18 protein-coding genes, 1 tRNA gene and 4 pseudogenes are annotated in these 23,420 nt (G+C 40.9%); 8 read left to right on the top strand and 15 right to left on the bottom strand.

Annotated elements, in window-relative coordinates; all coding sequences use genetic code 11:
- Position 1: 1 nt before the first annotated feature.
- The 4 genes and pseudogenes from O9323_RS03405 to O9323_RS03390 all read right to left on the bottom strand — a co-directional run bounded on the left by O9323_RS03405 (position 2) and on the right by O9323_RS03390 (position 5,248).
- Complete coding sequence (locus O9323_RS03405; RefSeq protein ID WP_288124686.1) at positions 2–3,511, bottom strand: CHAT domain-containing protein; 3,510 nt, start codon at positions 3,509–3,511, stop codon at positions 2–4.
- A 518-nt stretch (positions 3,512–4,029) separates the two neighbouring features.
- Complete coding sequence (locus tag O9323_RS03400) at positions 4,030–4,563, bottom strand: transposase (protein WP_069474445.1); 534 nt, start codon at positions 4,561–4,563, stop codon at positions 4,030–4,032.
- A gap of 269 nt (positions 4,564–4,832) precedes the next feature.
- Positions 4,833–5,049: pseudogene (locus tag O9323_RS03395) on the bottom strand (type II toxin-antitoxin system HicA family toxin).
- Positions 5,042–5,248 carry a type II toxin-antitoxin system HicB family antitoxin gene (locus O9323_RS03390; protein WP_002733171.1) on the bottom strand — a complete coding sequence of 69 codons (207 nt, stop codon included), beginning with the start codon at positions 5,246–5,248 and terminating at the stop codon, positions 5,042–5,044. Before O9323_RS03390 ends, O9323_RS03395 begins: the two are co-directional and overlap by 8 nt.
- Before the next feature lie 210 nt (positions 5,249–5,458).
- On the opposite strand from O9323_RS03390, the gene O9323_RS03385 reads away from it, so the two are divergent.
- The 6 genes and pseudogenes from O9323_RS03385 to O9323_RS03360 all read left to right on the top strand — a co-directional run bounded on the left by O9323_RS03385 (position 5,459) and on the right by O9323_RS03360 (position 9,105).
- A complete protein-coding gene (locus O9323_RS03385) occupies positions 5,459–5,704 on the top strand; it encodes a DUF1902 domain-containing protein (protein WP_002732423.1) in 246 nt (81 codons plus the stop codon).
- 425 nt (positions 5,705–6,129) lie between these two features.
- Positions 6,130–6,531, top strand: a pseudogene (locus O9323_RS03380) (DUF4277 domain-containing protein); the annotation flags it as partial.
- A 461-nt stretch (positions 6,532–6,992) separates the two neighbouring features.
- Positions 6,993–8,039, top strand: a complete 1,047-nt coding sequence (gene fbp, locus O9323_RS03375) for a class 1 fructose-bisphosphatase (RefSeq protein ID WP_002731573.1) — start codon at positions 6,993–6,995, stop codon at positions 8,037–8,039.
- A 27-nt stretch (positions 8,040–8,066) separates the two neighbouring features.
- The gene (locus tag O9323_RS03370; RefSeq protein WP_288124685.1) at positions 8,067–8,525 is read left to right on the top strand and encodes a hypothetical protein; all 459 of its coding nucleotides are present in this window, start codon (positions 8,067–8,069) and stop codon (positions 8,523–8,525) included.
- A gap of 51 nt (positions 8,526–8,576) precedes the next feature.
- A complete protein-coding gene (locus O9323_RS03365; RefSeq protein WP_002734063.1) occupies positions 8,577–8,768 on the top strand; it encodes a hypothetical protein in 192 nt (63 codons plus the stop codon).
- The gene (locus tag O9323_RS03360; protein WP_002752537.1) at positions 8,761–9,105 is read left to right on the top strand and encodes a type II toxin-antitoxin system PemK/MazF family toxin; all 345 of its coding nucleotides are present in this window, start codon (positions 8,761–8,763) and stop codon (positions 9,103–9,105) included. Before O9323_RS03365 ends, O9323_RS03360 begins: the two co-directional genes overlap by 8 nt.
- 504 nt (positions 9,106–9,609) lie before the next feature.
- Here O9323_RS03360 and O9323_RS03355 read toward each other — a convergent pair.
- From O9323_RS03355 to O9323_RS03330, 6 genes and pseudogenes are all read right to left on the bottom strand, one after another.
- Positions 9,610–10,494: pseudogene (locus O9323_RS03355) on the bottom strand (serine/threonine-protein kinase); the annotation flags it as partial.
- Between the two features lie 306 nt (positions 10,495–10,800).
- Complete coding sequence (locus O9323_RS03350) at positions 10,801–12,096, bottom strand: CO2 hydration protein (protein WP_002752533.1); 1,296 nt, start codon at positions 12,094–12,096, stop codon at positions 10,801–10,803.
- A 57-nt stretch (positions 12,097–12,153) separates the two neighbouring features.
- Complete coding sequence (locus O9323_RS03345) at positions 12,154–13,704, bottom strand: NADH-quinone oxidoreductase subunit M (protein ID WP_002752531.1); 1,551 nt, start codon at positions 13,702–13,704, stop codon at positions 12,154–12,156.
- Positions 13,705–13,782: 78 nt separating this feature from the next.
- Entirely contained in the window at positions 13,783–14,508 is a 726-nt protein-coding gene (locus O9323_RS03340; protein ID WP_002752529.1) for a carbonic anhydrase, read from the bottom strand.
- 80 nt (positions 14,509–14,588) lie between these two features.
- Positions 14,589–16,442, bottom strand: coding sequence for an NAD(P)H-quinone oxidoreductase subunit F (locus O9323_RS03335; RefSeq protein WP_149107551.1), 1,854 nt, complete (start codon positions 16,440–16,442; stop codon positions 14,589–14,591).
- 46 nt (positions 16,443–16,488) lie between these two features.
- The gene (locus tag O9323_RS03330; RefSeq protein WP_002733390.1) at positions 16,489–17,433 is read right to left on the bottom strand and encodes a LysR family transcriptional regulator; all 945 of its coding nucleotides are present in this window, start codon (positions 17,431–17,433) and stop codon (positions 16,489–16,491) included.
- A 282-nt stretch (positions 17,434–17,715) separates the two neighbouring features.
- Between O9323_RS03330 and O9323_RS03325 the strand changes: the two genes are divergently transcribed.
- Complete coding sequence (locus tag O9323_RS03325) at positions 17,716–18,405, top strand: Uma2 family endonuclease (protein ID WP_288124684.1); 690 nt, start codon at positions 17,716–17,718, stop codon at positions 18,403–18,405.
- Between the two features lie 321 nt (positions 18,406–18,726).
- Here the strand turns inward: O9323_RS03325 and grrM are convergent, their stop codons facing one another.
- The 4 genes from grrM to O9323_RS03305 all read right to left on the bottom strand — a co-directional run bounded on the left by grrM (position 18,727) and on the right by O9323_RS03305 (position 22,824).
- Positions 18,727–19,887 carry a cyclophane-forming radical SAM/SPASM peptide maturase GrrM/OscB gene (grrM, locus tag O9323_RS03320; protein WP_149106667.1) on the bottom strand — a complete coding sequence of 387 codons (1,161 nt, stop codon included), beginning with the start codon at positions 19,885–19,887 and terminating at the stop codon, positions 18,727–18,729.
- Between the two features lie 78 nt (positions 19,888–19,965).
- The gene (gene mltA / locus O9323_RS03315; protein WP_002732036.1) at positions 19,966–21,087 is read right to left on the bottom strand and encodes a murein transglycosylase A; all 1,122 of its coding nucleotides are present in this window, start codon (positions 21,085–21,087) and stop codon (positions 19,966–19,968) included.
- A 76-nt stretch (positions 21,088–21,163) separates the two neighbouring features.
- Positions 21,164–22,498, bottom strand: a complete 1,335-nt coding sequence (locus O9323_RS03310) for a hemolysin family protein (RefSeq protein ID WP_002732609.1) — start codon at positions 22,496–22,498, stop codon at positions 21,164–21,166.
- 32 nt (positions 22,499–22,530) lie between these two features.
- Entirely contained in the window at positions 22,531–22,824 is a 294-nt protein-coding gene (locus tag O9323_RS03305) for a hypothetical protein (protein WP_002752521.1), read from the bottom strand.
- Between the two features lie 64 nt (positions 22,825–22,888).
- Here O9323_RS03305 and O9323_RS03300 point away from each other — a divergent pair.
- Positions 22,889–22,961 (top strand) — tRNA-Ile (locus O9323_RS03300).
- A 226-nt stretch (positions 22,962–23,187) separates the two neighbouring features.
- On the opposite strand, the pseudogene O9323_RS03295 reads toward O9323_RS03300, so the two are convergent.
- Positions 23,188–23,420 (bottom strand): annotated as a pseudogene (locus O9323_RS03295) (RNA-guided endonuclease InsQ/TnpB family protein); the annotation flags it as partial.

Here is a 23,420-nt window from a genome sequence, read left to right as displayed (position 1 = left end):
TCTAAACTCCTGATGCAAGAAATGCTGCCCAATAATAAGGGTTAGCGAAAGGATATTTACCCCGTTGACCAGTTAACTCAATTTGTTTCTCAATAATCTTTTTTTTGTTAGGAGTTAGTTCAATTAAAACCTGATCAATTTCTGGTTTATATTTGACTAATAGCCTATCAAATTCTTCAATGGTCAAATTCTGTAACCAATTTTGCGCTATTTTCAAAGCAACTGGTACAGAAACTTGCTGATTCTCATCAAATAAAATCTCATATAATTTAATCATCAAGAAGGAGGTTGACAGGTCATTAACTGTCCATAAACTACTGACAACGCTGGGACTTCCTGCAAACAGAAAACCACTGGGTAAACCGATATATTCATCGCTGATAGAGTTTAAATCAATTAAGCCAGTTTCGCAGGCAGAAAGGGTGACAAGGCGACATTTATTCAAGCGCAGTTCAAAGATTTCGCCTAATGTTAGGGGTTCTTTATTGGCTAAGAATAAGGCGGATTCAAGGGGATTAGCTGGGTTAAAGCTTCCATGACAGGAGAAGTGATAACAGTGGTTATCTGAGGATTTGAGATGGGGAAGAACAGCGTTTTTAGTGGCGTTATCTTGGGCGATAACTTGAGGTTCAGTAAAGAAAGTTGAGAGGATATTAACTTCTAAGTCAGTGTAAGATAAGTCTTTAGTGGGGTTTTGAATAGCGAACAGTTTATTAAAGTCGGAATGGTGAGAAGTTTGGGAGATTTTTTGCAAGATTTGACAACTAGGGGCATATTGTACATCATACTTATCCTGTAAAATTTGGTTTTTGTTAATCGGGAAAGCGTGAATAGGGAGAATATGCAGATACACATGGGGAATAATAATTAAGCGTTGACAAGTATCGGGAATCAGGGCAAGAATATCATTAATATGCAGAATATCAGCAAAAGTCTGTAAGAGGTTAGATAGTTGATTTTTCCATTCTTGCTTGCCATTTTCGGAGTAGTAAAGTCGTCGATAATTATTGAATGTATCCAAGAATTGATTTTTATCATCTTCGGAAGATTGCCAAACTTTAATCTCTCCATCAGCCGACACCACAAAAGCGATTATTTTCTCCCCTGTAATGTACCATTGCAGCAGACAAGTTTCAGCATCAGTTAATTCCTGAATTTCTGTAAATGGGATCGGCTCAACTTTTTGAGTGAGGCTAAAGAGAGGATCTTTAATTTCTCTTGCAATAAAATTATCTAAGTCTTGTTGATATTCTTTCAGATAACTGTGATCTTGAACGTAGGGAGTTAGGTTATCACTCTGCATTAGCTTCTGGTTAATGCTTTGATGTTGTAAGCGAATTTGCTCGTTAACAACTCTTTGCTTTAATTCATTTAATTGGGCGATAATTTCTTGACTAACGCCTTGGGGGTGTAGGTTTTTCTGGGTGATTAATTCCACCAGATTACGCCCTTTACTGCGTTCGATATATTCTAATGCCTTCTCAGGCTGATTGAGATTAAGATGCGCCTGTACAATGCGATGGAAAACACCAATGGCATTGGATAAAACCTCTTGACGATCTTGGGGATTTAATGCTTCTAAGCGGGCATTCTCTACCGCTTCAATGGCGATATTATAGACTTCTGTTGCTTGTTGCCATTGTTTTTGATCATAATGTAGGATGCCTAAATTTTGGGCGGTTTGTAAACAATTAAGGGGATCACTGTCTTTAGTATAGATTTGTAAGGCATTGTGATAAGACTTGATCGCTATTTCTAAATTGTCAGCTTTTTCTCCTCTGATTCTGTAACGGTAAGCAATAGCGAGATTATTCTGTGTCATTGCCCATTGTTGGCGAAAAGCGTCAAAAGTATAAACTTTCAAGGCTTCTTGGCAGTACGCGATCGCTATTTCTAAATTGTCAGCTTTCTCTCCTCTGATTCTCTTACTGTAAGCAATAGAGAGATTATTCTGTGTCATTGCCCATTGTTGAGGAAATGCGTCAAAAGTATAAACTTTCAAGGCTTCTTGGCAGTACGCGATCGCCCTTTCTAAATTACAGGCTTTATCCCCTCTGATTCTGTCACGGTAAGCAACAGCGAGATTATTCTGTGTCATTGCCCAATCTTGGCGAAAAGCGTCAAAAGTATAAACTTTCAAAGCTTCTTGGCAGTACGCGATCGCCCTTTCTAAATTACAGGCTTTATCCCCTCTGATTCTGTTACGGTAAGCTTCACCGAGATTACGCTGTGTCATTGCCCAATCTTCGGGAAATGCGTCAAAAGTCCTCACTTTCAATGCTTCCTGGTAAGCGGTGATCGCCTTTTCTAAATTGTCGGCTTTCTCCCTTCTGATTCTATTACTGTAAGCAGCAGCGAGATTATTCTGTGTATCTGCCCATTCTTGGGGAAATGCGTCAAAAGTCCTCACGTTCAAGGCTTCCTTGTAAGCATCGATCGCTTTTTCTAAATTGTCGGCTTTATCTCCTCTGATTCTGTTACGGTAAGCTTCACCGAGATTATTCTGTGTCATTGCCCATTCTTGGGGAAATGCGTCAAAAGTTAACACTTTTAAGGCTTTCTCGTAAGCGGTGATCGCTATTTCTAAATTGTCAGCTTTCTCTCCTCTGATTCTGGAATAGTAAGCAAGAGCGAGATTATACTGTGTCGTTGCCCAATCTTGGGGAAATGCCTCAAAAGTACTCACTTTCAAGGCTTTTGTGTAACAGGAAATCGCTTGTTCAAGATTCTCAGCTTTATCTCCTCTGATTCTGTCACTGTAAGCTGTGCCAAGATTAGTTTGTGTCCTTGCCCAAGCTTGGGGAAATGCGTCAAAAGTATAAACTTTCAAAGCTTCTTGGTAAGCGGTGATCGCCCTTTCTAAATTGTCGGCTTTCTCTCCTCTGATTCTGTTACGGTAAGCAATAGCGAGACTAAACTGTGTCAATGCCCATTCTTGGGGAAATGCTTCAAAAGTGAAGATAGTTAAGGCTATTTCATAACCCGTGATGGCAATTTCTTTGTGGGTGGTGATGTCACCGAGAGGAAATTGACAGATTAAGTTACTGAAATTGCCAATATATACAGCGATAGAATAGGCTTGTTCTCGTATAATTTGCCTTAATTTCTCTCTTGTCCAACTGTCTAAAATTTGCGCTAAATTATCATCCAATTTATCAAGATTTTGTTCCCAGAAGGGATAAATTACTTGAGGGTTACGATTTTCTGAGATTTTTAGTAATGTCTTCATCAAGAAATTTAGATAGTCTCGAGGAGTGTTAGCTGTTGCTGTGGTTTCCTCTCCCAATAATCCTAATGCTTGCGCTAACTGTTGCGCCATATTCATCAACCATCGCGCCTCATTTTCCCTTCCTGCATTCTCGTATTGTTGCGCTACCGCTACCATTACCTGTACCAACCCCTCATCCAGCAATTCCCGATTTTCCTGTAATATTCGGGGTTCATCGCCATCATTGCAGGATAATAGCTGATTAATGAGGTTTAGGTAGGCTTGGGTGCGTTGTTCATTCATAGCGTGGTAGATGGGGAATTGATGGGTAGGGGCGAAGCATTCGGATAGAAAATCTAGGGTTTCAGTGATAGATTATGCACGAATGCTTCGCCCGTACAGGGATTTAATGAGGAGATTATCATAATTGTATCACAGGGATGATAGGCTAAGGTTATTGTCTGGGGTAGGGGCGAAGCATTCGGATAGAAAATCTAGGGTTTCAGTGATAGATTATGCACGAATGCTTCGCCCGTACAGGGATTTAATGAGGAGATTATCAGAATTGTATCACAGGGATGATAGGCTAAGGTTAGTGATAGATTATGCACGAATGCTTCGCCCGTACAGGGATTTAATGAGGAGATTATCATAATTGTATCACAGGGATAATAGGCGAAGGTTATTAGTTTATTGCCCGGGGTAGGGGCGAAGCATTCGGATAAGAAATTTATGGTTTCAGCGATATGTTATGCCCAAATGCTTCGCCCCTACAGGTTATTCGTCCCCGCAGGTTATTTGTCCCCACAGGTTATTTGCCCCTACATTGGTTTGAATTTATTCAGATTGTTCTCGTCTTGTTCCCAATTTCGCGGATTATCAAGAATGTATTGCCGGATTTTTTGATAAGAATTTTCATTGCGAATGATATGTTCATAATAATTGCGCTGCCAAATTTTCAGGCGATCGCCACATAAACGATTAATTTTACGACTAGAAATTGATTTGAAATTCTGCACAATAGCCCCCAAAGATTCCGGCATTGTACCGTGAGTATATTGAGAATCGTATTCGGTCTTTTCCAGATCATAATTTTGTATTACTATAATTCCATGAATATGATTGGGCATGACAATAAAAGCATCTAGTTCAATAAATTTAAAATTTAGAGGCAGTCTATACCATACTGCTTCAACAGTATCACCAAGTAAATTCTGCTCCATATTTCCTTCAACAATTTCACCAAATAAATACTGCTTCTGATAAGAACAAATTGTTATATAATAAGCTCCATTAAGCCTATAATCATAGCCTTTTAAACGAATAGATTGTCGATGTTTTTGGGGTTCATTCATGGCGTGGTAGATGGTGGCGGTTAATTCAGTTATCTTTAGCGATAGGTTATTGTTCGGGGGTAGGGGCGAAGCATTCGGGCAATAACTTATCGCTGAAACCCTAGATTTTCTATCCGAATGCTTCGCCCCTACAGGGATTTAATGGGGAGATTATCAAAATTGTATCACAGGGATAATATCCAAAAAAAATCCTAGTCAATCAAATAATCAAAAAAAATCATAATTTAGACAGGATTGGGTGCGTTGTTCGTTCATGGGTTGAGATTGTTTTATAAAAGTTTTTTAAATTCTTCAATAGTTAATCCAGAACCTTTAATAATTGTTCCCATTGTATAGGCATTAATTGGATTAGCCCTTGGAATAGTGAGAATATGTTGTCCATCAGTCATGGTAATAAATATGTTTTCCCTGTCGAACAATCTGAAATCCTGCTTTTTCAAACGCTTTAATTGCTCGTTGATGATTAATTCTAGCAAGACTAGGCATGATTTAATTCAACTTCTACATAATAAGATTCGATCCCTTGATTTAATTCTGCAGCAACTTCTAAATAAGACTGAATTGCATCTTGAATATTATTGAGTGCTTCTTCTTTAGTTGTCCCTTGAGAAGCACAACCGGGTAAACTAGGACACCAAACAGCATATCCCTCTTCTGTTTGTTTGAGATTGACTTGATATTGCATATTTTATCATCCCGTACTTAATTGAAAATTAGGCAGAACCTAATGAGGTTTGGATAGGATTGGGTGCTTTGTTCGTTTGATTCAATTATAAGCGATTCATCGGCGATCATCAAGATTTGGGGATTGGTGGTAGGGTTGTCAAAAATGCGATCGCACTGTATAATCTTAATTGATATATAAGCTAATTCTACTCACTTGAACTAAATCATCATGAATCAAAAACCGTACCAAGTAGAAGCATTTTGGGATCGAGAAGCGCAAGTGTGGGTAGCAGAGAGTGAAGATATTCCGGGATTAGTCATCGAAGCTGATACCATCGAAGCTTTAACAGCTAAATTACGACAGATGATTCCAGAATTATTACAACTAAATCATCTAATTACTCTTGAACCTCAAGCAGCGATAACTTTTGAACTCATTAGTCATCGTCAAGAATCAATTGAGTGCGCTGTTTAGATTGAATGGGGAGATTATCAGAATTGTATCACCGGGATGATAGCCGAAAAAAATCCGGCTCTTATAGGTTCTGTGTGATAAGTTTAACTTACAATATGATCGATCAATCTTTGTGTCCTTTGTGTCTTTGTGGTTCCTTCCACCCCCTCGCTAGGAGGAATGTATCTTAGAATACATTTCACCCACCAAATCCAAGAGAGCCAAAATCCTAGTCAATCAAACAATCAAAAAAATCATAATTTAGACAGAATTGGGTGCGTTGTTCGTTCATGGGTTGATTTTTTTATCCGACACTCCGCACTTCAAAATGTAGCATAAAATAGCATAAACTCATTCAAGAAAAAAATAAATAAAAATACTCAGAGAATTAGTCCCAAAAAAGTGAGACAATCAAAAAGCTCAAAAATCTATTAAAGGTACAAAAATTGTCTCCTATCTCAGAGGTAAAAATTAAAAACCTAGATCACTTAGGAATAGTAGCCGGACTAATTGACGAAATAAGAATAGTTGAAATAATCAACTCTAAATTAGGAATTGACTCCCGAGAAAAAATTTCAGCAGGAACAGTGGTCAAAGCTATTCTAATCAATGGATTAGGATTTGTTTCAAGGCCTTTATACTTATTTAGTCAATTTTTTGAAGATAAAGGAATCGAAGAATTATTGGGAGAAGAAATAAAAACCGATTATATCAATGATGATAAAATTGGGAGAGTCATGGATGAATTATACAAACATGGACTGAATGATATATTTATAGAAGTTGTCTTATCGGTCATCAAAAAATTTAAAATAGAGACAAAATATTCTCATCTAGAGGCCACATCATTGCTACAAAGAGAGCATCTCATTTATGCAAGTGAGTAATTATACTTATCCCTAAAACTGTTTTCTAGCAAGGTTTTCAAAATAGCTTGACATAAAAACCTGATTTAGGGGTTACAAAGGTGAGATGCTCCCAACTACAAGCTACAAATTAGTCCCCCTATAGAACCCCCTTGAGCCATCTTGCACACTTTTCTCTTTTTGTCAAATTTTATGTTAAGAAAGATGTGACTAATGGATAGCTTATCAAGGGGGAATCGAAACCAAAGTTTATCTTCAATTTAATTATAAACAGCTACTTATTGACCAAAATTTAATGATCAATGGGATAAAAATTAGCCAACTCTAAAACTGATCTAAAAATTAGCCCGCAATGGGAAAAATTTTGGCTAGGATCAAATCATAGTCATAATTGAGACTAGACGAGTTTCCCTTTTTTTACTTTATTACTGGCAATTACAGTTATGGTTAGCAATATTCCCTTTTCTATCCCCGAACATAGCCTCGATCGAGATTGTACCACCCTCTCCCGTCACGTCCTGCAGCAACTACAAAGCTTTTCCCCCGACGCGCAGGATTTAAGCGCAATTATGAGTCGGATTGCCCTAGCGGGGAAATTAATTGCCCGTCGTCTCAGTAAAGCGGGATTAATGGCGGATGTGCTAGGTTTTACTGGAGAAACCAACGTCCAAGGGGAATCGGTCAAGAAAATGGACGTTTTTGCCAATGAAGTATTTATCTCGGTTTTTAAGCAAAGTGGTTTAGTTTGCCGTCTTGCTTCCGAGGAAATGGATAAACCCTATTATATCCCAGAAAACTGTCCCATCGGTCGCTATACCCTACTCTACGACCCGATCGATGGTTCTTCCAATGTGGATATTAACCTAAATGTGGGTTCGATTTTTGCCATCCGTCAACAGGAAGGCAATGATTTAGACGGAGAAGCCCTAGATTTACTGCAAAATGGTCGTAAACAAATCGCCGCCGGTTATATTCTCTATGGACCATCGACTATTTTAGTTTACTCGATCGGTCGCGGTGTTCATGCCTTTGTCCTTGACCCCAGTTTAGGGGAATTTATCCTCGCCCAAGAGAATATTATTATCCCCGATCACGGTCCAATTTATAGTACCAATGAGGGCAATTTTTGGCAGTGGGATGAGGCAATTCGCGACTATACCCGTTATGTCCACCGTCATGATGGTTACACAGCCCGTTACAGTGGGGCATTAGTGGGAGATATCCATCGAATTTTAATGCAGGGAGGCGTTTTTCTCTATCCGGGTACTGTTAAAAATCCCCAGGGAAAATTGCGCTTAATTTATGAAACTGCTCCCCTTGCTTTTTTAATTGAACAGGCAGGAGGTAAAGCTAGTGATGGGGTGACAAATCTTTTAGATATCGTTCCCGATAAATTACACACCCGCACACCTTTAGTGATCGGTAGTGTCGAAGATGTTAAATTGGTGGAGTCTTTTATCGCTGATCGCCGTCATCGCGATCGAGTTTAACTTATAGTTTTATTTCGAGATATTGACATGGATTTACAAGCTCTGAAGTGGACTAAAAATGTCAGGCGAAACGATGGTACATGGGCATATCGGAAATATAAGGTTTCATCGCCCTTCCAACTGGCATGGAAAGACGATGAAGTCAATGCCAATAAACCCGAAAAAGGTAGTTTGATACTACTCAGACAGCGAGGGTATGTTACCCATTTAGTAAAAGTTCTCGACTGCAAAGCCGAACGTGAAATTGGCAAGGATAATTACGACATCTATCGAATTGTTGAGGTGCTTTGGGCTATTGATTTTGATAATCCACCTGTATCAGCAAAAGCAGATGCGATGTTTGATTATCGAGTCAGGTATCAAGGTGGGAATGTGATGGAATTGGAGAAGTTACCGACTTTCAGACAGCGTTGGGATGACGATGGCGGTTTGGGGGGATTCCAAACTTACATTCGGAATTTATTGGGGCTGTCAAGGAATGACTAAGAGCCTTGTTAAGCTTGTGTTATAGTATTGAGCAGATATAGGGCAACCGCTATGACTGCTATAGTTCAGGAACTTTTAGATACCTTTGACCGCTTGACAGACTCAGAGCGCTCAGATTTGCTATTAGAGATTCTGAAGCGGACAATTCACCTGGATTTTCCGCCCTTATCTGATGAAGATCTAGTCCTCAATGCCGAGGGAATTTTTCTAGAATTAGATGATCAGGAAGCTTCCTATGGATAGCCCTGATCGTGGTCAGGTTTGGCTGGTTGATCTGGGTTATGTGGCCAAAGTCAGACCCTGTTTGGTTATCAGTATTCCTGCGCGCAATCAAGAGCGTGCCTTAGCGACGCTGGTTCCACATACGACAAGCTCTCGTGGTTCAAGATTTGAAGTGAAAGTCCAAGCTCGCTTCCTTAGAGAAGGAGTCTTTGATGTACAAAACATCGTTACAATTCCCCATGCAAAGCTTTTGCGTAAATTAGGAAATCTGACATCTGAGCAAATGATGGAGGTTGAGAATGCGTTACTTTTTTGGCTAGGGTTTGAAGAGAGGAATGATCAAGAAAGCGAAGATTAGTCTGTGCGCTAGTTGCAGCGGAAACATAATCAATAGTTAGGGTTTGCGGCAAAAAGTTTTTCGTGGAGTGTGGGGTGTGGGGTTTTACCGGTTTTGAGGTGGCCAATTACCTAATTTTTAGGGAAAAAGTCCAGGGATTTTCCCCCTGATCACTCCCATACCTGGTACTTTTTGATTGACAAAAAGTCTAAAAGTCTTACCCAACAAGGTTTTTAGATTTATTCAGCAAACCCTATATAGGGTTTGCTGCAAAAAGTACGGGTGAAGCATTCGGATAGAAAATCTCCGGTTTCACCGATAGGTTATTGCTCGAATGCTTCCCCCCTACAGGACGCTATGCTGTTGTAATCGTCGAAACTGTTCATCTGAGTAGGTAGGGTGCGTTAGGAGCGCCACAATATTATTTAATTTACATTAATTACATAGGCGACGTAACGCACCAATATTATCCTAAATCCGTTGAGTAACCCACAGAAAACGAGTTTCTCGGAGAAACCCGTTTTCTACCTCTAGTGTTACTCCGTTGGATATTTTTTCGGTAAATGGAGTAGGTGAAGCAATTAGGGGTATTGGTGAAACAGGCTTTTTGACTGCTTGTAAGGCATTTAAAACCTGTTGTGCTGTCCATCTTTGTTTTCTATCTTTTTGCAAACACCCTTCAATAATCGGTTTAAACTCTTTCGGTAAACTGGGGATTTGTAAATCACAATTCATCACCTTTGCCATTAACTGGTGAATATCATTATTAAACTTATAGGGAAGTTGATTAGTCGTCATTTCGATTAACATAATACCTAATGACCACAAATCCCAGGCTGAGGAAATATCCCCCCTAAAGGCTTCGGGAGGCATATAAATAATTGTACCGGTATTGTGGACTGTTTGAGTGTGGCTTTTGTTATTTAAGGTTCTAATTAAGCCAAAATCTGCTAACTTGTATTGTTGATTAACCTTGAGGATATTACCCGGTTTTAAATCTCGATGGACTTTATTTTGTCGATGAAGATAATTTAAGCCCTGGGCGACTTGAGCAGTAATATTTGTAATCTCATCCGCTGACAAACTGGCTTTGGCAATGTGATTTTCTAGGCTACCCTGTGCCAATTCCATCACTAAATAAAGCATCTCTGTATTGAGAAAAGTAAATTCCCCCACCGCATAACTCTTAATTAAATTAGGATGTTCTAACTTTCTGGAATTTGTTAATTCAATTAATTTATCATCGCTACTTTCGGGGATAACTTTAATGGCAACTTCTTTGACCGATGTATTTCTGACCATTTCACTAGCATGAAATACACCACCAAAACCACCCGCACCGAGAAATTTATTAAGACGATAGGGGCCTATTTGTTGCCCTTCTAACATCTTCATCATTTGGTCTAGCATAATAATAACTCCTGAATTAGCCAATTTTTACGTTCTGTAACTATCCTAGTAAGTGGGTGGTTTTAACGAAGGCAAGAAGCAAAAGCTTTATCGAAATGTGTAATTAATTTTGCTTAGGTACTTAATACTAAATCTGGCTATTAAATACTGATTATTTATTCCCTCGAGTAGAAAACGGGTTTCTCGGAAAAACCCGTTTTCTGTGGGTTACTCAAGGGATTTAGTATTAGTATGACATTGGGTGTCGGTTATCTCATAATCAAAAAAGGTGGGCGATAAACCCACCAGAAAAATAACCCAAAAACCTTAACGATAATTAGGACTTTGGATATCTCTAAGACGCGCTTCGGGACGTTTAAATCTGTCCATTTGTGCCTCAAAGAATTGACGATTTTTAAGTAAATGTTTGGGATTAGGATCGTCGAGGGGATAGAGTAAAGCAGTGCGTAGAGCTTGAATAACTGCTGAAGTAACATTATACATCGAGCGCTGGAAACTAATACCCAATTGAATCAAAATATCGTCTTCCCCCCGGCAGTTTTGCTGATAGTAATCAATCAGATATTGGGGTAAAAAATGATACATATCATCCATTAACAAAGTGGGAGGAATTCCCGCAGTACCCACGGGGAAAACATCCGCATAAAGAATGCCATAGTGAAAGTCTTTTTGTTCGTCAGGAACCTGTTTTGCTTGGGCATTATAGGACTTGGTACCCCGGAAGGGAGCAGTACGATAAAAGACCGCTTCCACATAGGGTAAAGCCGCTTCATAAAGCCAAGTAAAAGCCTTTGATTTGGGGATAATTTCGTAGCATTGACCATCAATATAAACATGATGATAAATTGGCCGGCCGGCGATGGCAAAAATGCCATTGACGAGGAAATTCATGGCATCAGGAACACCTTTAAACCCGCCTTCATCGTAGATATCGGACATCTCGAAAAATACTGGAGCCATCACTTCCCAGAATAGTCCTAAATTAGAGTAGTAGGACATCATCCGCACCTGTTCCAAAAACATATCGGGGAACAGGTCATAAAGTTTCATCATCACGGGGTTTTTCTTGAAATAGGCCTTAATAGCGCGGTCGGCATTTTGGCGATATTCTTCTGAATCGAGATAGGCATCAAATAAACCCCAACCCATATCGCGGCCATGCCATAACATGGCTTGCATACAGGCTTCAGCAAATTCCATATTAATACGGTCATGCCAGAGGTGATGGATTAATCTGGGCATTTTTCGGGTTTTACCTTTATCCATGAATTCTAACAATTCAGGGTGAGCGGAACCCGTACCGCGCCAGATGCGTAAATCGGCATTATCGCCAGCGTAATGATTTTGTAGGTCTAGGTATTCTTGGGGCAGAAAATATTTAAAAAAGGGCAAAGGATCGAGGAAAACTCGTTCGGCAATGTAGAGCAGATCTCGCCAATAAAAATCCATCGGCACGGCATAAGCTTTATAAATGCCGATAATTTGCATCAGGTTTTCGGGAGTATCCGGCAACATGGATCCACCCGCTTCTAAACGATAGATAATGTCGGCGAATTCGTGAGTAGAAGGGGGAATTTTGGCTTTGATTAATGTCCCAGTCATAGTTTTAGGTAAAGTAATTAGCAGCGGTTACAATAATTCGGAAACAGCAAGGGATAACTAACTATTACTCAAAAATTTACCCCGATTAAACCAGTTGGTTTTTGAGGACTTTTGCGGAGATTTTTGTAACACAAAACTAGGTTTTGCTTGTCCCGATAAGCTGGCAACCATCGAGTTAGTGGTGGGTTCAATCCAACGGACTAAATAATTGGGTTGAATACCTAAAAAGACGATTAATACCATTAGGACAAAAGCGGGTATAGTTTCCGATTTCAGGACTTTGGGATAGTAGGCAAGTTTATTATCCAATTTACCAAAACAGGTGCGATTAAGCAGTATAACAAAGTAAACCGCCGTTAAACCGGAAGCGATGATACAGAGAACCGTCTGCACGGGAAAACGGGAAAAACTCCCCTGAAAAACGATAAATTCCGCCACAAATCCCACTAATCCGGGGATACCAGCGCTGGCCATACCGGCGAGAATTAATAGAGCGCTAACCAAGGGTAAACCGCGAATTGGGTTCATTAAACCGTTTAAAACATCTAAATCTCTAGTTCCGGCTTTGCGTTCGACAATGCCCACCAGATAGAATAAGAGGGCGAGAATAAGACCGTGGCTAATCATTTGCGCGACGGCACCAAGGACGCTTAAACCCGTGCCAGCGGCGGCTGCTACCAGTATATAGCCCATGTGACCGATCGAACTGTAGGCCACCATGCGTTTAATGTCTTTTTGGGCAATAGCGCTCAAAGCTCCATAAATAACGCTAATAACGCCGACAATTGCCAGTCCGGGGGCGATTAAAGACCAAGTTTCCGGGAATAATTGCAGACCAAAGCGAACTAAGCCATAAGTACCGAGTTTAGCGAGAATACCACCTAGTAAAATTGCTGTAGCGGGGGAAGCTTCCGTGTAGGCATCTGGTAGCCAAGTATGGAGAGGTACGAGGGGGATTTTGATGCCAAATCCCACTAACAGCAGAGTTAAGAGCAGTAACTGGGTTTTTTGGGAGAAATCGGCGGTCGAGAGGGAGGAGTAGTCAAAAGTGCCACCATTGAGGAAACCTATGCCTAAAAATGCCGCTAGGACTAATAATCCGGAGACAGCAGTGTAGAGAAGAAATTTAATCGAAGCATAGCCACGTTTTTCGCCTCCCCAGATAGCAATCATCAGATAAAAGGGGATTAATTCTAGTTCATAGAAAACGATGAACAGCAGCAGGTTTTTGGCCATTAATGCCCCAGAAACCCCGGCGTTAATCAGGAGGATTAGGATGTAATAAAGTCGGGGACGCTCTATTTTTTCTTCGCTACTATAGATAGCTATTCCTGTCAAGAAACAGCTTAAAATAATTAACGGTAAGGACAAACCATCGACTCCGAGGTTATAACTTAAACCGATTGGTTTTGCCCATTCGCGGTATTCAGAAAATTGAAAGCCATTGCTGGTTAAGTTATATTGAGTCAGCAGATATAAAGACCAAAAGAGGACGGCAGCAACAAAAAAGAGGGTAATTTGACGTAATTTTGCTGGGGCAAATTTATCGGGGAAAAGACCGACGATAATTGCTCCAATTATTGGCAACCAAAGCAGGGTACTGAGCATATTGGTATCGATCAAATTTATAATGACTGGGATGAGAAAAGGATTAGCCAAACGACACGATGACTAATCTAGAATTGACTAAATTAAACTCACTTTGCCGGTATCGAGATCGTAGTAAGCACCGACAACTTTTAATTGTTTGCCGTCCACTAATTCACCAATAACTGGGGATTTGCCTAATTTCTCTACTTGATAGTTAACATTGGATTTAATTGCTCGCTCAAGTTTGTTAGAACCGGGTTGTTTTTCGGCCCGATCAACTCCCACCTGTAGGCCATCGATTAAACGACCGATTTGTCCGGGGAATCGACCCCCTTCAATGGTGGCTTTTACCGCTCCACAACGAGAATGTCCAAGGACAACAATTACCTTGGCTCCTAACACCAACGTGCCGAATTCGAGGCTACCAATTTCTTCGGAAGTGGCTAAATTTCCCGCTACCCGACACACAAATAGATCTCCTAATCCTTGATCAAAAACGATTTCTGCTGGTACGCGAGAATCGGCACAGCCCAAAATTGCCGCAAAAGGGGCTTGACTTTCGGCCACTTCTGTGAGTCGAGCTTGATCGCGGTTAGGACTTTTTTGTCTTCGTTCCCAGAAACGTTGATTGCCTTCCATGAGCATAGTTAAGGCCTGGTCTGGGTTCAATCCTTGATTTTGAGCCGTTAGCCATGGCTGGGAATTAACGGCGGTTTGGGCGTTAGTTTGGGACAACTGAGAACCCAAAACAGAGGCGGCTAGACTGGTTCCCAAAAAACCACCCCCATAACGGATTAATTGGCGACGAGAGGTATTGAACATAGGTAATTGTTTCCATTAATCAGGACAAATCCTATTGTCAGGGCCGGGGATGCTAAAGAAAAGCCTAAGTTATCAAATCTTTAACTGAAAACTAGAGAAATTTGTGCTAGTAGGGGCCAGCAGATGATAATACCGATCAAAGCCACCCCCAAAATAATCGACAGAAAGTAAAATTGGGTCTGTCCTGAGACGTTATATTTCAAACTCTGACCACCAAAAACCGTGGCTAATCCCACCAGATTAACGATCCCATCCACCAGAAAGGTATCGATCCAGTTAATAATTTGCGAAATTAATCCGACGACAAAAACGATGGTGACTTTATACAATTGGGCTGTATAAAGGTCGTTGGCAAAGAAATCTTGAAGGGCTTTCGGTTGAAAAACGATCGGTTTGGAGATATTTTCATTCAGATAAATATATGCTGCCGGAATTACGCCCCCAGCAGTGGAAAGTACCAAGAGAAAAGCCACTCCCAGATTTAAGTTACTTGGTAATAAATGCCATTGCGCTAATAAAATCGGCAGATGAAGGGCGAAACCCATGGTCACAGTCATGGGGATAACTAAGGGCCAAAGAGCTTCCGGAGAGCGCAGGGTCATTGGTTTGATTTTACCGCCAAAGAAAACGCAAAATTCTCTAGTGACACTAAAGGCAGTTAAGGCATTGACCAACAATAGCACTAATAACAGTAAACCACTGATTTCTGCGAGGCGATCGCCCATGTGGGCCAATGACCAAAAACCACCAAAGGGAGGCAGTGCGACTAAACTAGCGGCACCGACGAGATAACAAATGCCAGAAACGGGACGACGAGACCATAAACCGCCGTATTGGCTTAAATCTTGGCTGATATTATTCCAAACGATGTTACCCACCACCATGACTAACAGGGACATAGCGATCGCGTATGTAAAGAGTAACACTAAAGCGGTTTCCGTTTGTCCGGTGGCAACAGCGATAAAAATCAGTCCCATGTAGGCACTGACGGAATAGGAAAGGGAACGCTTAACATCGATCTGGGCGATCGCAATTAACCCCGCACCGATGGCAGTAACAGAGCCAACAATGATCATCACCTGTAAGGTTAAGGGCGATAATTGTAGCACCGGCTCTAATTTCACCAATAACCAAGCGCCAGTGGAAACGACGACGGTATTCCGCAGAATTGTTGCGGGCATCGGTCCTTCCATGGCCTCATCTAGCCATAAATGCAGGGGAAATTGAGCGCATTTACCCATCGGACCGGCAATCAGGGCTAAACAGAGTAAATTAGCCACATTGGGGTTTAAATTGGCTGTAGCCGCCCATTCTGCCAATTGGTCAAAGTTCCAGGTTCCCGCCAGGGGTAAAAGGGCCACCACTCCCATCAAGAGGATTAAATCGCCAATCCGTTTGGTTAGAAAAGCATCCCGCGCCCCCGTTACCACCAGAGATTGATTGAACCAGAAACCAATCAGCAGATAAGTGCCGAGGGTGAGAACTTCTAGCACACAATAGCTGAAAAATAGCGAATTACAGATAACTAGGGCGCACATACCCCCTTCAAAGAGGGCGACGAGAGAATAAAACCTTGCCCAACCCCAATCCATTTCTAGATAGGCGATCGCATATACCTGAGCGGCGAGGTTTAAGCCAGTAATTAGCAGTAAAGCCCCGATATTAACAGCCGAAATCTGCACATCTAAAGATATGCTTAAATCTGCGGCATTTAGCCAATTAAATGCTATAGATTGGGGCGGACGACCCCAAACGGCGAGCAAAGCGAAAAGGCTATGCAAAAAAGCCCAGCAGGTCATGATCAAGTTCAGATAACCAGCCGGTCGCGGGCCAGTTTGCCGGATAATACCGGGAGACCAGGGTAGGGCGAGAAGTGCGCCCGCAAAGGCATAAAGAGGTACCAACCAGATAGTCTGGCTGAAGGACTCGAACATATAACCACCTCAAGAAGAAAAATGATCCTGAATTAAAGTTTAAGGTTTAATGGGTCACTAATAGGCTGTGACCATTTTTTAACGGGGCATGAATCGGGATGGCTTGACTAGCTTCCAGCAGGTATTTTAAAAAAGCATCGGCAATCACGGAAAGTTGTTTTCCGGCCAGATAACAAACGTACCAATTGCGCTGAATCGGAAACTGTTCCACGTCGAGGATGGCCAATTCGCCGTTTTCCCCTTCCGAGATGAGAGTGTGCTTAGATAGTACCGATAGTCCCAAACCGCCAGAAATAGCCTGTTTGATGGCCTCGTTACTGCCTAATTCCAAACGCACCTTAACTTTAATATCGTGGAGATTAAATAATTTTTGTACCGCTTGGCGGGTTCCAGATCCCGATTCGCGCATAATAAAAGGTTGATGGTTGAGGCACTCAAGGGGGAGATTTTTCTGTCCCACCAATGGATGATCCCGTCGCGCCACCACCACTAGAGGATTTTCCAGAAAAGACTGAGAACAAAGTTCCACTTCTTCCGGCGGTTGACTGAGAATATAGAGGTCATCCTCGTTATTTAACATTCGCTCTTGCAGTTTCTGGTGATTAGTCACCTGTAGAGCGATGTCGATACCGGGATACTGTTGACAAAATGCCCCCAGTAATCGCGGCACAAAGTATTTAGCGGTAGTAATTACGCCTAAAGTCAGTTTTCCCTGTCTAGTTCCCTTAATATCGGCCACTTTCATCTGAAAGTTGTCCAATTTATTAAAAATCTCTTGACAGGTGAACAGTAATTCCTGACCCGCTTCGGTTAAAAATAAACGTTTGCCAATTTGCTCGAATAGCGGTAAACCCACAGCTTTTGTGAGTTGTTTGACTTGGGTTGAGACGGTAGGTTGAGTGATAAATAACTCCTCGGCCGCCTTGGTGAAGCTACTGTGTCGTGCGGTAGCCTCGAAAACCCTTAACTGGTGCAGGGTTGCCTGTATCAAGTTCTTATCTCCTCCTCAATAATAACTATTTGTCACCATCAATCCTAACGCTTTTATAGATTCTAGTCAATTAACTTTTTGATAAATATAGACTCTAATAGATATAACCGCCGCTTAAGACCTTTTGTCAGCCATCAGCTTTTTTCTCCCTCCTCCCCACTCCCCCACTCCCCCACTCCCCCATCTCCCCCACTCCCCAATTCATAATTCCTATTCATAATTCATAATTCATAATTATCTTGCTACAATCAAAAAACAACCATCTATTAAAAATAAAAGACAATGGTTAGTTATCTTGATATTGACGACGATCTTCTTTTCCCAGATAGTGATGGTCAACCGATGGCAGATAATACCGAACAATATGAGTGGATTGTCAAAATTAAGGAGAATTTAGAGATTATCTTTGCCGATGACCCTAGGGTGTTTATTGCCGGAGATTTACTCTGGTATTCTCTGCGTTCTACTTTGGTTTCACCGGTTGCTCCTGATGTGATGGTAGCTTTTGGCCGTCCCAAAGGACGGAGGGGTTCCTATCGTCAATGGCAGGAAGAAAATATCGCTCCTCAAGTAGTTTTTGAAATTCTATCACCGAAGAATACAAAAGCAGAGATGAGTCGAAAATTAGAGTTTTATGACACCTATGGTGTAGAAGAATACTATTTATATAACCCGATGCGCTGTCGTTTACAAGGTTGGCAAAGACAGGGAGAAAATTTAAGAGAAATTATCCCCATCAATGACTGGATAAGTCCCCGCTTAGGTATGCGTTTTATCTGGGATAAATCTAGTTTAGAATTGTATCGTCCCGATGGAGAAAAATTTTTAACAACTGTTGAGTTAGAGTCTCAAATGCGTCAAGAAAAGAAACGCGCTGATAAAGAAAAGAAACGTGCCGATAAAGAAAAGAAACGCGCGGATCGACTAGCGGAACGCTTAGAGGCGTTAGGATTAACCTTAGAAGAAGAATAATACCATGCCATTACTTTGGAAAAATGGTATTTAGATTAAGTTTTTTCATAGGTTATTAGTAAACAATAATCAGTGAACTGATAACTGATAAGTAGGTAGGCGTTAAAAATTATCAGATGCCCCCCTTATTAAGGGGGGATTAAGGGGGACTAAGGGGGGATCGGCACCCCCCTTATCAAGGGGGGCAGGGGGGATCGGCACCCCCCTTATCAAGGGGGGCAGGGGGGATCGAACCTAAAATCCATTTTTAATTTAATTATAACCAGCTACTTAACTGATAACTGATAACTGATAACTGTTTACTGATAGCTAAAAACATCTTTAAACTTCTAATAAATTTTCTAGGCGATCAAGAACGATATCGGTGATACACTTAATCCGGTATAAACAGGCTTTAGTATCTGTGGAGTTGAAAGTGCCATTTTCCCAATACTTGTTACTACCGGCACCACCCCCACAAACCCCAAAATAATCGCATTTTTGGCGACATAAATCGACTCCACCGCGTATATCAGCGTAAATTTGTTGAAATTTCTCGGTTTCACAGATAGATTCTAGGGAATCGGTCAAAACATTACCAAAGATAAAATCACCGTAGGGTTGGGTTTTAATCGATAGTAATTCTGGATCAAAAGTGGAAAAATTACCTTGATTATCAAAATTGACAATCATAAAAGGTCGATTCATATCAGTATTTTCTAAGCGTTCATCGGCATAAATCAAACTACAGATCGATTCAAATTCCCGCAGCTTAAATTCTCCTTGTTTAGCCGTGACTAACTGCCAAAATCTAGCAATAAACTGGCGATAACGTTGTTCAATACCTAATTTATCTAAGGAAGATTGCGAATGAATCCCCTCGGTTTCTTCCATATTAAAAGCCACATCGGTAAGACCATGATCCCAAAAAAAGTTAAAAATTTCGTCGGGATAGTCGAGGGAATCTTCTGTTAAAACAGCGATGATACTAACATCAATTTCATGTTTTTGCAAGAAAGAAATCCCCCGCATAGTAGCAGCATGACTGCCAGTTCCCTTACGATTTTGCCGGTGGATATCATGAATGAAAGCCGGTCCATCAAGACTGACTCCTACATAAACATCATGCTTTTTAAATAATTGACACCAAGCATCGTTAATATAAGTGGCGTTAGTTTGTACCGAATGACGAAAACAATAACCCTGCTGATTATATTTCTCGCTAACTTCTGCAATTTTAGCAAAGGCACTTTCATAAAAACTGATGGGAACTGCTAAGGGTTCGCCTGCGTGCCAGCAAATGGTAAAATTATCTTGGAGAAAACGACTACTAAAAACCCTCTGAAAAATCGGCTCGATTAAATCTAAGGATAAGGTATTTTTTAAATGGCGATCGGGTAAATAACAGTAATCACAATTGAGATTACAAAAAGAAGTCGGCTGCACGACTACTAAAGTAATTGGACCACAATCCGACCAATCTATATTTACGGTTTTTTTCATGATTCTATTGTTTAAATTATCACTTAAGTATGATAACCGATTCTGGGAAGTCTATCTTAATTCTACCTATACTATTTCCTATTCCCTCAATAATAAATAATATAACTGACCGGGGGTATTAACTAAACCAGCTTTATCGCCAGCATTTTTTCCTGTTCCCATAAAAATATCTACCCTCCCAGTACCTTTAATCGCGCTGCCAGTATCTTGATCGAGAACATAGCGACTCACTAATTTTTTATTAAGATTTTCCTGGGGAATTTCTGTCTCAATTACCGCTAAAGCACCGGGGGGAAAAATACTTTTATCTGTAGCGATCGATCTTTCTGGTAAAACCGGAACTCCAATACTACCAGTGGGAGGCGCACCGTGGGTTTCTCGAAAGAAAATAAACCGATTATTGCGGGGAATATAATTCTTTAATTGCTCAGGATTACTTCTGAGAAAATCCAAAACCATTGGTAAGGTTAAACCCTCAGCAGGAAAAATACCATCGGCAATCATTTCTTTTCCCAGACTTGTGTAGGGATGCTCGGTATTGCCATCAAAACCGATGCTCATAATTTGACCATTAGGTAAACGTAATTTTGCCGAACCTTGCACATGAACTAAATAAGCTTCTAAGCGATCTTTTAACCAAACTAATTCGTATCCCGCTAGACGGCTATTTTCCCCCAGTAAACCATCTTTTCCCTCTAATTCTACCCTAGCTGGATGGGGTTTAGACCAGCGAGAAAAGTTAGCAGGTTGGCGATAGAGAGGATATTTATACTCGGCGTTTTTTTGCCGACTTGCTTGATAAATTGGCTCAAAATAACCAGTAAACTTAACATTTCCCTGACTATCATTACCCAAAGAACGATACCAAATAAATTCTTTTTTAACTGCCTTTTGTAGAGCTGCGGGAGTGGGAGAATTCTGCACTAATTGACGAAAACGTACTAAGGAACGCTGCACTCGCTGACGAGTTATTTCAGGAATAGGATAATTTTGATAGGCGCGGATCGCCGCCGAGCTATTCAGATAACGTAAACTATGATCGATCGCTTGTAGTAGGGTTTTTTTGTCCTTTGGCAGTCGTTCATCGTATCCCGTAGATGTTCCTAATTGTGAGATTTCAAGGCGTTCTAGGGGCAAATTTGCGGGGGTGAGGGCAATTAATCCCAAGCTGAGGGGGAGGAGTGCCAAAAGGTGTTTCATGGTGATAGGAGTGGGCAGCTATTGACGGGATTAACAATCAAGAAGGATCAAGGAGAAAAGTTGTTTCTTATTTATATCATGAGGATAATTGTTGTCGATAAATTTTAATTTGTTCCAAGCGAGGGCCTACCTTAGAAATGATGGTAAATTCTAAATTTTGGTAATATAATTGTTCTCCCACCCTCGGTATTTTTTGCCAATGATGGAGGATAAAACCGGCTAGGGTTTGGTATTCATCGGCCAAGGGTAAGCTTAAATTTAATGCTTTGTTCACGTCCTCTAAATTCATTTGTGCTTGTACGAGAAAAGTTGATTCATCGAGGATTTGGTATTCTAATATTCCTGATTGATCACTAGGGGAAAAAGTTCCCAGAATCTCACCGATTAAATCTTTCAGAGTTAATAAACCGGCTGTTCTGCCAAATTCATCCACAATGATAACCATCTTTAAGGATGATTCCCGCATCACTGTTAGTAATTCATTTAAGGGAGTGGTTTCGGGGAAAAAACGCACAGGTTTCAACCAAGTTTTAATCGGGGTTGTTAAATTTAACTGACCTTCGGCAAGGGGTAAAGCTAAATCTTTAAAATCGATCAGACCACGGATATCATCGCTGGAATCTCCTTCCACAGGATAACAAGAATAGCCTCTGTTAACTACTTGTAGCAATAATTCCTCAAAAGTTGCGGTCGAGGGAATAGCTATTAAACGGTTATGGGGAACCATAATTTCTGAGGCAGTGATTTCGCCAAACTGGAAAACATTGTTTAAGATTTTCCTTTCCGCTGCTTCTAATCCTGTTAATTCCCCTTCCATGCTGATAATTAATTGTAATTCCTCGGAAGTTACCCGACTGGAACGCTGTAGATCCACTTCGGGAATACGGGTTAAAACCAATAAAAAACGAGTTGATTGGTTGAGAATACCGATAAAAGGCTTAAAAATCCGGGAAATAACGCCAATAGGTGCTGCTAATAATCGCGCCATCGGTTCGGCATAAATTAAAGCTAGGGATTTGGGATAAAGTTCCCCAAAAACTATCTGGAGATAGGCAACAATTAAAAAAGCTAGACAAAGAGAGAAACCATGGGAGAGAAGATTTTGCCAGTTTAAAGAAAAGGGTAAAAAACTTAGTAATTTCTTCACAAAAACGGTCATGGTACTCTCCCCGATCCAACCTAAAGCTAAACTAGAAAGGGTGATGCCTAATTGAGTAGTGGAAAGTAAGCGATCGAGACTTCTTTGTAGAGATTGTACCGTCTGCGCTGGCACATCTCCCGCAGCCACTAGCTGACTGACGCGGGTACGACGGACCGACACAAGCGAAAATTCCGCCGCTACGAAAAAAGCATTGAGGACGATTAGTAAAAAGACTAAAATTAAACGAGTCAATAAATCCTGATTATCCATAGCGAAAAGGCAAAATTCGCCTTTTTTAAAGCCTATCCCTTGGTTTCGTTCTTTGATTGCGGTTTGTTTTTCTGTTGTTGCATATAAACTCTCACTCTTTTAATTACTTCTTGTTCTTTCACGGGGATAAAAGTTTGATTGCGACCATAACTGGTGCGATCGTTGGTAAACTTTTTAGCGGGGTTGATATCCGGTTGACTGACTCCCTTCAGGGAGGCGATTCCCAATTGATAGGCTACCCAACCGCTACCGAAACCGGCGGCTAACATGGCTACCATCAAAAGGAGTCCTAACTGCAAGGAGGTGCTGATTGCAAATTTTTTCATCTTGGTGGGGCTGAATTTTCACGTTCAGAGTAATTACCGATCTATAATGAGTTAATAGTATAACCCAGGGTTGGCCGAGCGGTTGAGGCAACGAACTCATAATTCGTGCTAGGCAGGTTCAACTCCTGCACCCTGGATAGTTTTGATCGCTTCAGGCGATCAGGTTTAACTGCACTAGAGTAAGTTATAAGTTAATCTTGTGGCTCTTCTGGTTTCTGTGTGGAAACGGGGTCTATACTGATAGTTTCTTCAGCAAAATAGTCCTAAAAGTCTTTCCCAGTAAGCATTTCATGATTCTATAAGCAAAAATTATCACACAAAGTCGAGAAGAGCCATCTTGTTCTTGTTAGTGCAGAATAGTTACTAATTCTGTACGCAAATATTGGATCTAGAATTAGCTTTGTACGCTTTGACCCGTACTGGGTTAACTACGAACCTCTCTATCGGATTCCCGCTAAAGGCGGCCTCTCCGACTACCTTTCTTCCAATATTTAAGGAACCATTAATATCTGCTCCATAGAAATAACCCGACGAGCTTCTGAATAGTCCTCTTTTAATTCTCTTGCCTAAATAGCTTTTTTGCTTTTGAATAGACT

It is taken from the genome of Microcystis sp. LE19-131.1A, from assembly GCF_027532015.1.
Lineage (GTDB): Bacteria > Cyanobacteriota > Cyanobacteriia > Cyanobacteriales > Microcystaceae > Microcystis > Microcystis ichthyoblabe_A.
The sequence above is the reverse complement of the archived record's forward strand: the minus strand, read 5'-3'. Positions and strand labels throughout refer to the sequence as shown.

Bases quoted from the DNA above. Each gene is read 5' to 3' on its own strand.
- O9323_RS03400 (WP_069474445.1), bottom strand. From the start codon at position 4,563: ATGAATGAACCCCAAAAACATCGACAATCTATTCGTTTAAAAGGCTAT.
- fbp (WP_002731573.1), top strand. From the start codon at position 6,993: ATGGTTAGCAATATTCCCTTTTCTATCCCCGAACATAGCCTCGATCGA.
- O9323_RS03345 (WP_002752531.1), bottom strand. From the start codon at position 13,704: ATGCTCAGTACCCTGCTTTGGTTGCCAATAATTGGAGCAATTATCGTC.
- O9323_RS03370 (WP_288124685.1), top strand. From the start codon at position 8,067: ATGGATTTACAAGCTCTGAAGTGGACTAAAAATGTCAGGCGAAACGAT.
- O9323_RS03350 (WP_002752533.1), bottom strand. From the start codon at position 12,096: ATGACTGGGACATTAATCAAAGCCAAAATTCCCCCTTCTACTCACGAA.
- grrM (WP_149106667.1), bottom strand. From the start codon at position 19,887: ATGAAAAAAACCGTAAATATAGATTGGTCGGATTGTGGTCCAATTACT.
- O9323_RS03360 (WP_002752537.1), top strand. From the start codon at position 8,761: ATGGATAGCCCTGATCGTGGTCAGGTTTGGCTGGTTGATCTGGGTTAT.
- O9323_RS03385 (WP_002732423.1), top strand. From the start codon at position 5,459: ATGAATCAAAAACCGTACCAAGTAGAAGCATTTTGGGATCGAGAAGCG.
- O9323_RS03365 (WP_002734063.1), top strand. From the start codon at position 8,577: ATGACTGCTATAGTTCAGGAACTTTTAGATACCTTTGACCGCTTGACA.
- O9323_RS03405 (WP_288124686.1), bottom strand. From the start codon at position 3,511: ATGAATGAACAACGCACCCAAGCCTACCTAAACCTCATTAATCAGCTA.
- O9323_RS03305 (WP_002752521.1), bottom strand. From the start codon at position 22,824: ATGAAAAAATTTGCAATCAGCACCTCCTTGCAGTTAGGACTCCTTTTG.
- O9323_RS03340 (WP_002752529.1), bottom strand. From the start codon at position 14,508: ATGTTCAATACCTCTCGTCGCCAATTAATCCGTTATGGGGGTGGTTTT.
- O9323_RS03335 (WP_149107551.1), bottom strand. From the start codon at position 16,442: ATGTTCGAGTCCTTCAGCCAGACTATCTGGTTGGTACCTCTTTATGCC.
- O9323_RS03325 (WP_288124684.1), top strand. From the start codon at position 17,716: ATGGTTAGTTATCTTGATATTGACGACGATCTTCTTTTCCCAGATAGT.
- O9323_RS03390 (WP_002733171.1), bottom strand. From the start codon at position 5,248: ATGCAATATCAAGTCAATCTCAAACAAACAGAAGAGGGATATGCTGTT.
- mltA (WP_002732036.1), bottom strand. From the start codon at position 21,087: ATGAAACACCTTTTGGCACTCCTCCCCCTCAGCTTGGGATTAATTGCC.
- O9323_RS03310 (WP_002732609.1), bottom strand. From the start codon at position 22,498: ATGGATAATCAGGATTTATTGACTCGTTTAATTTTAGTCTTTTTACTA.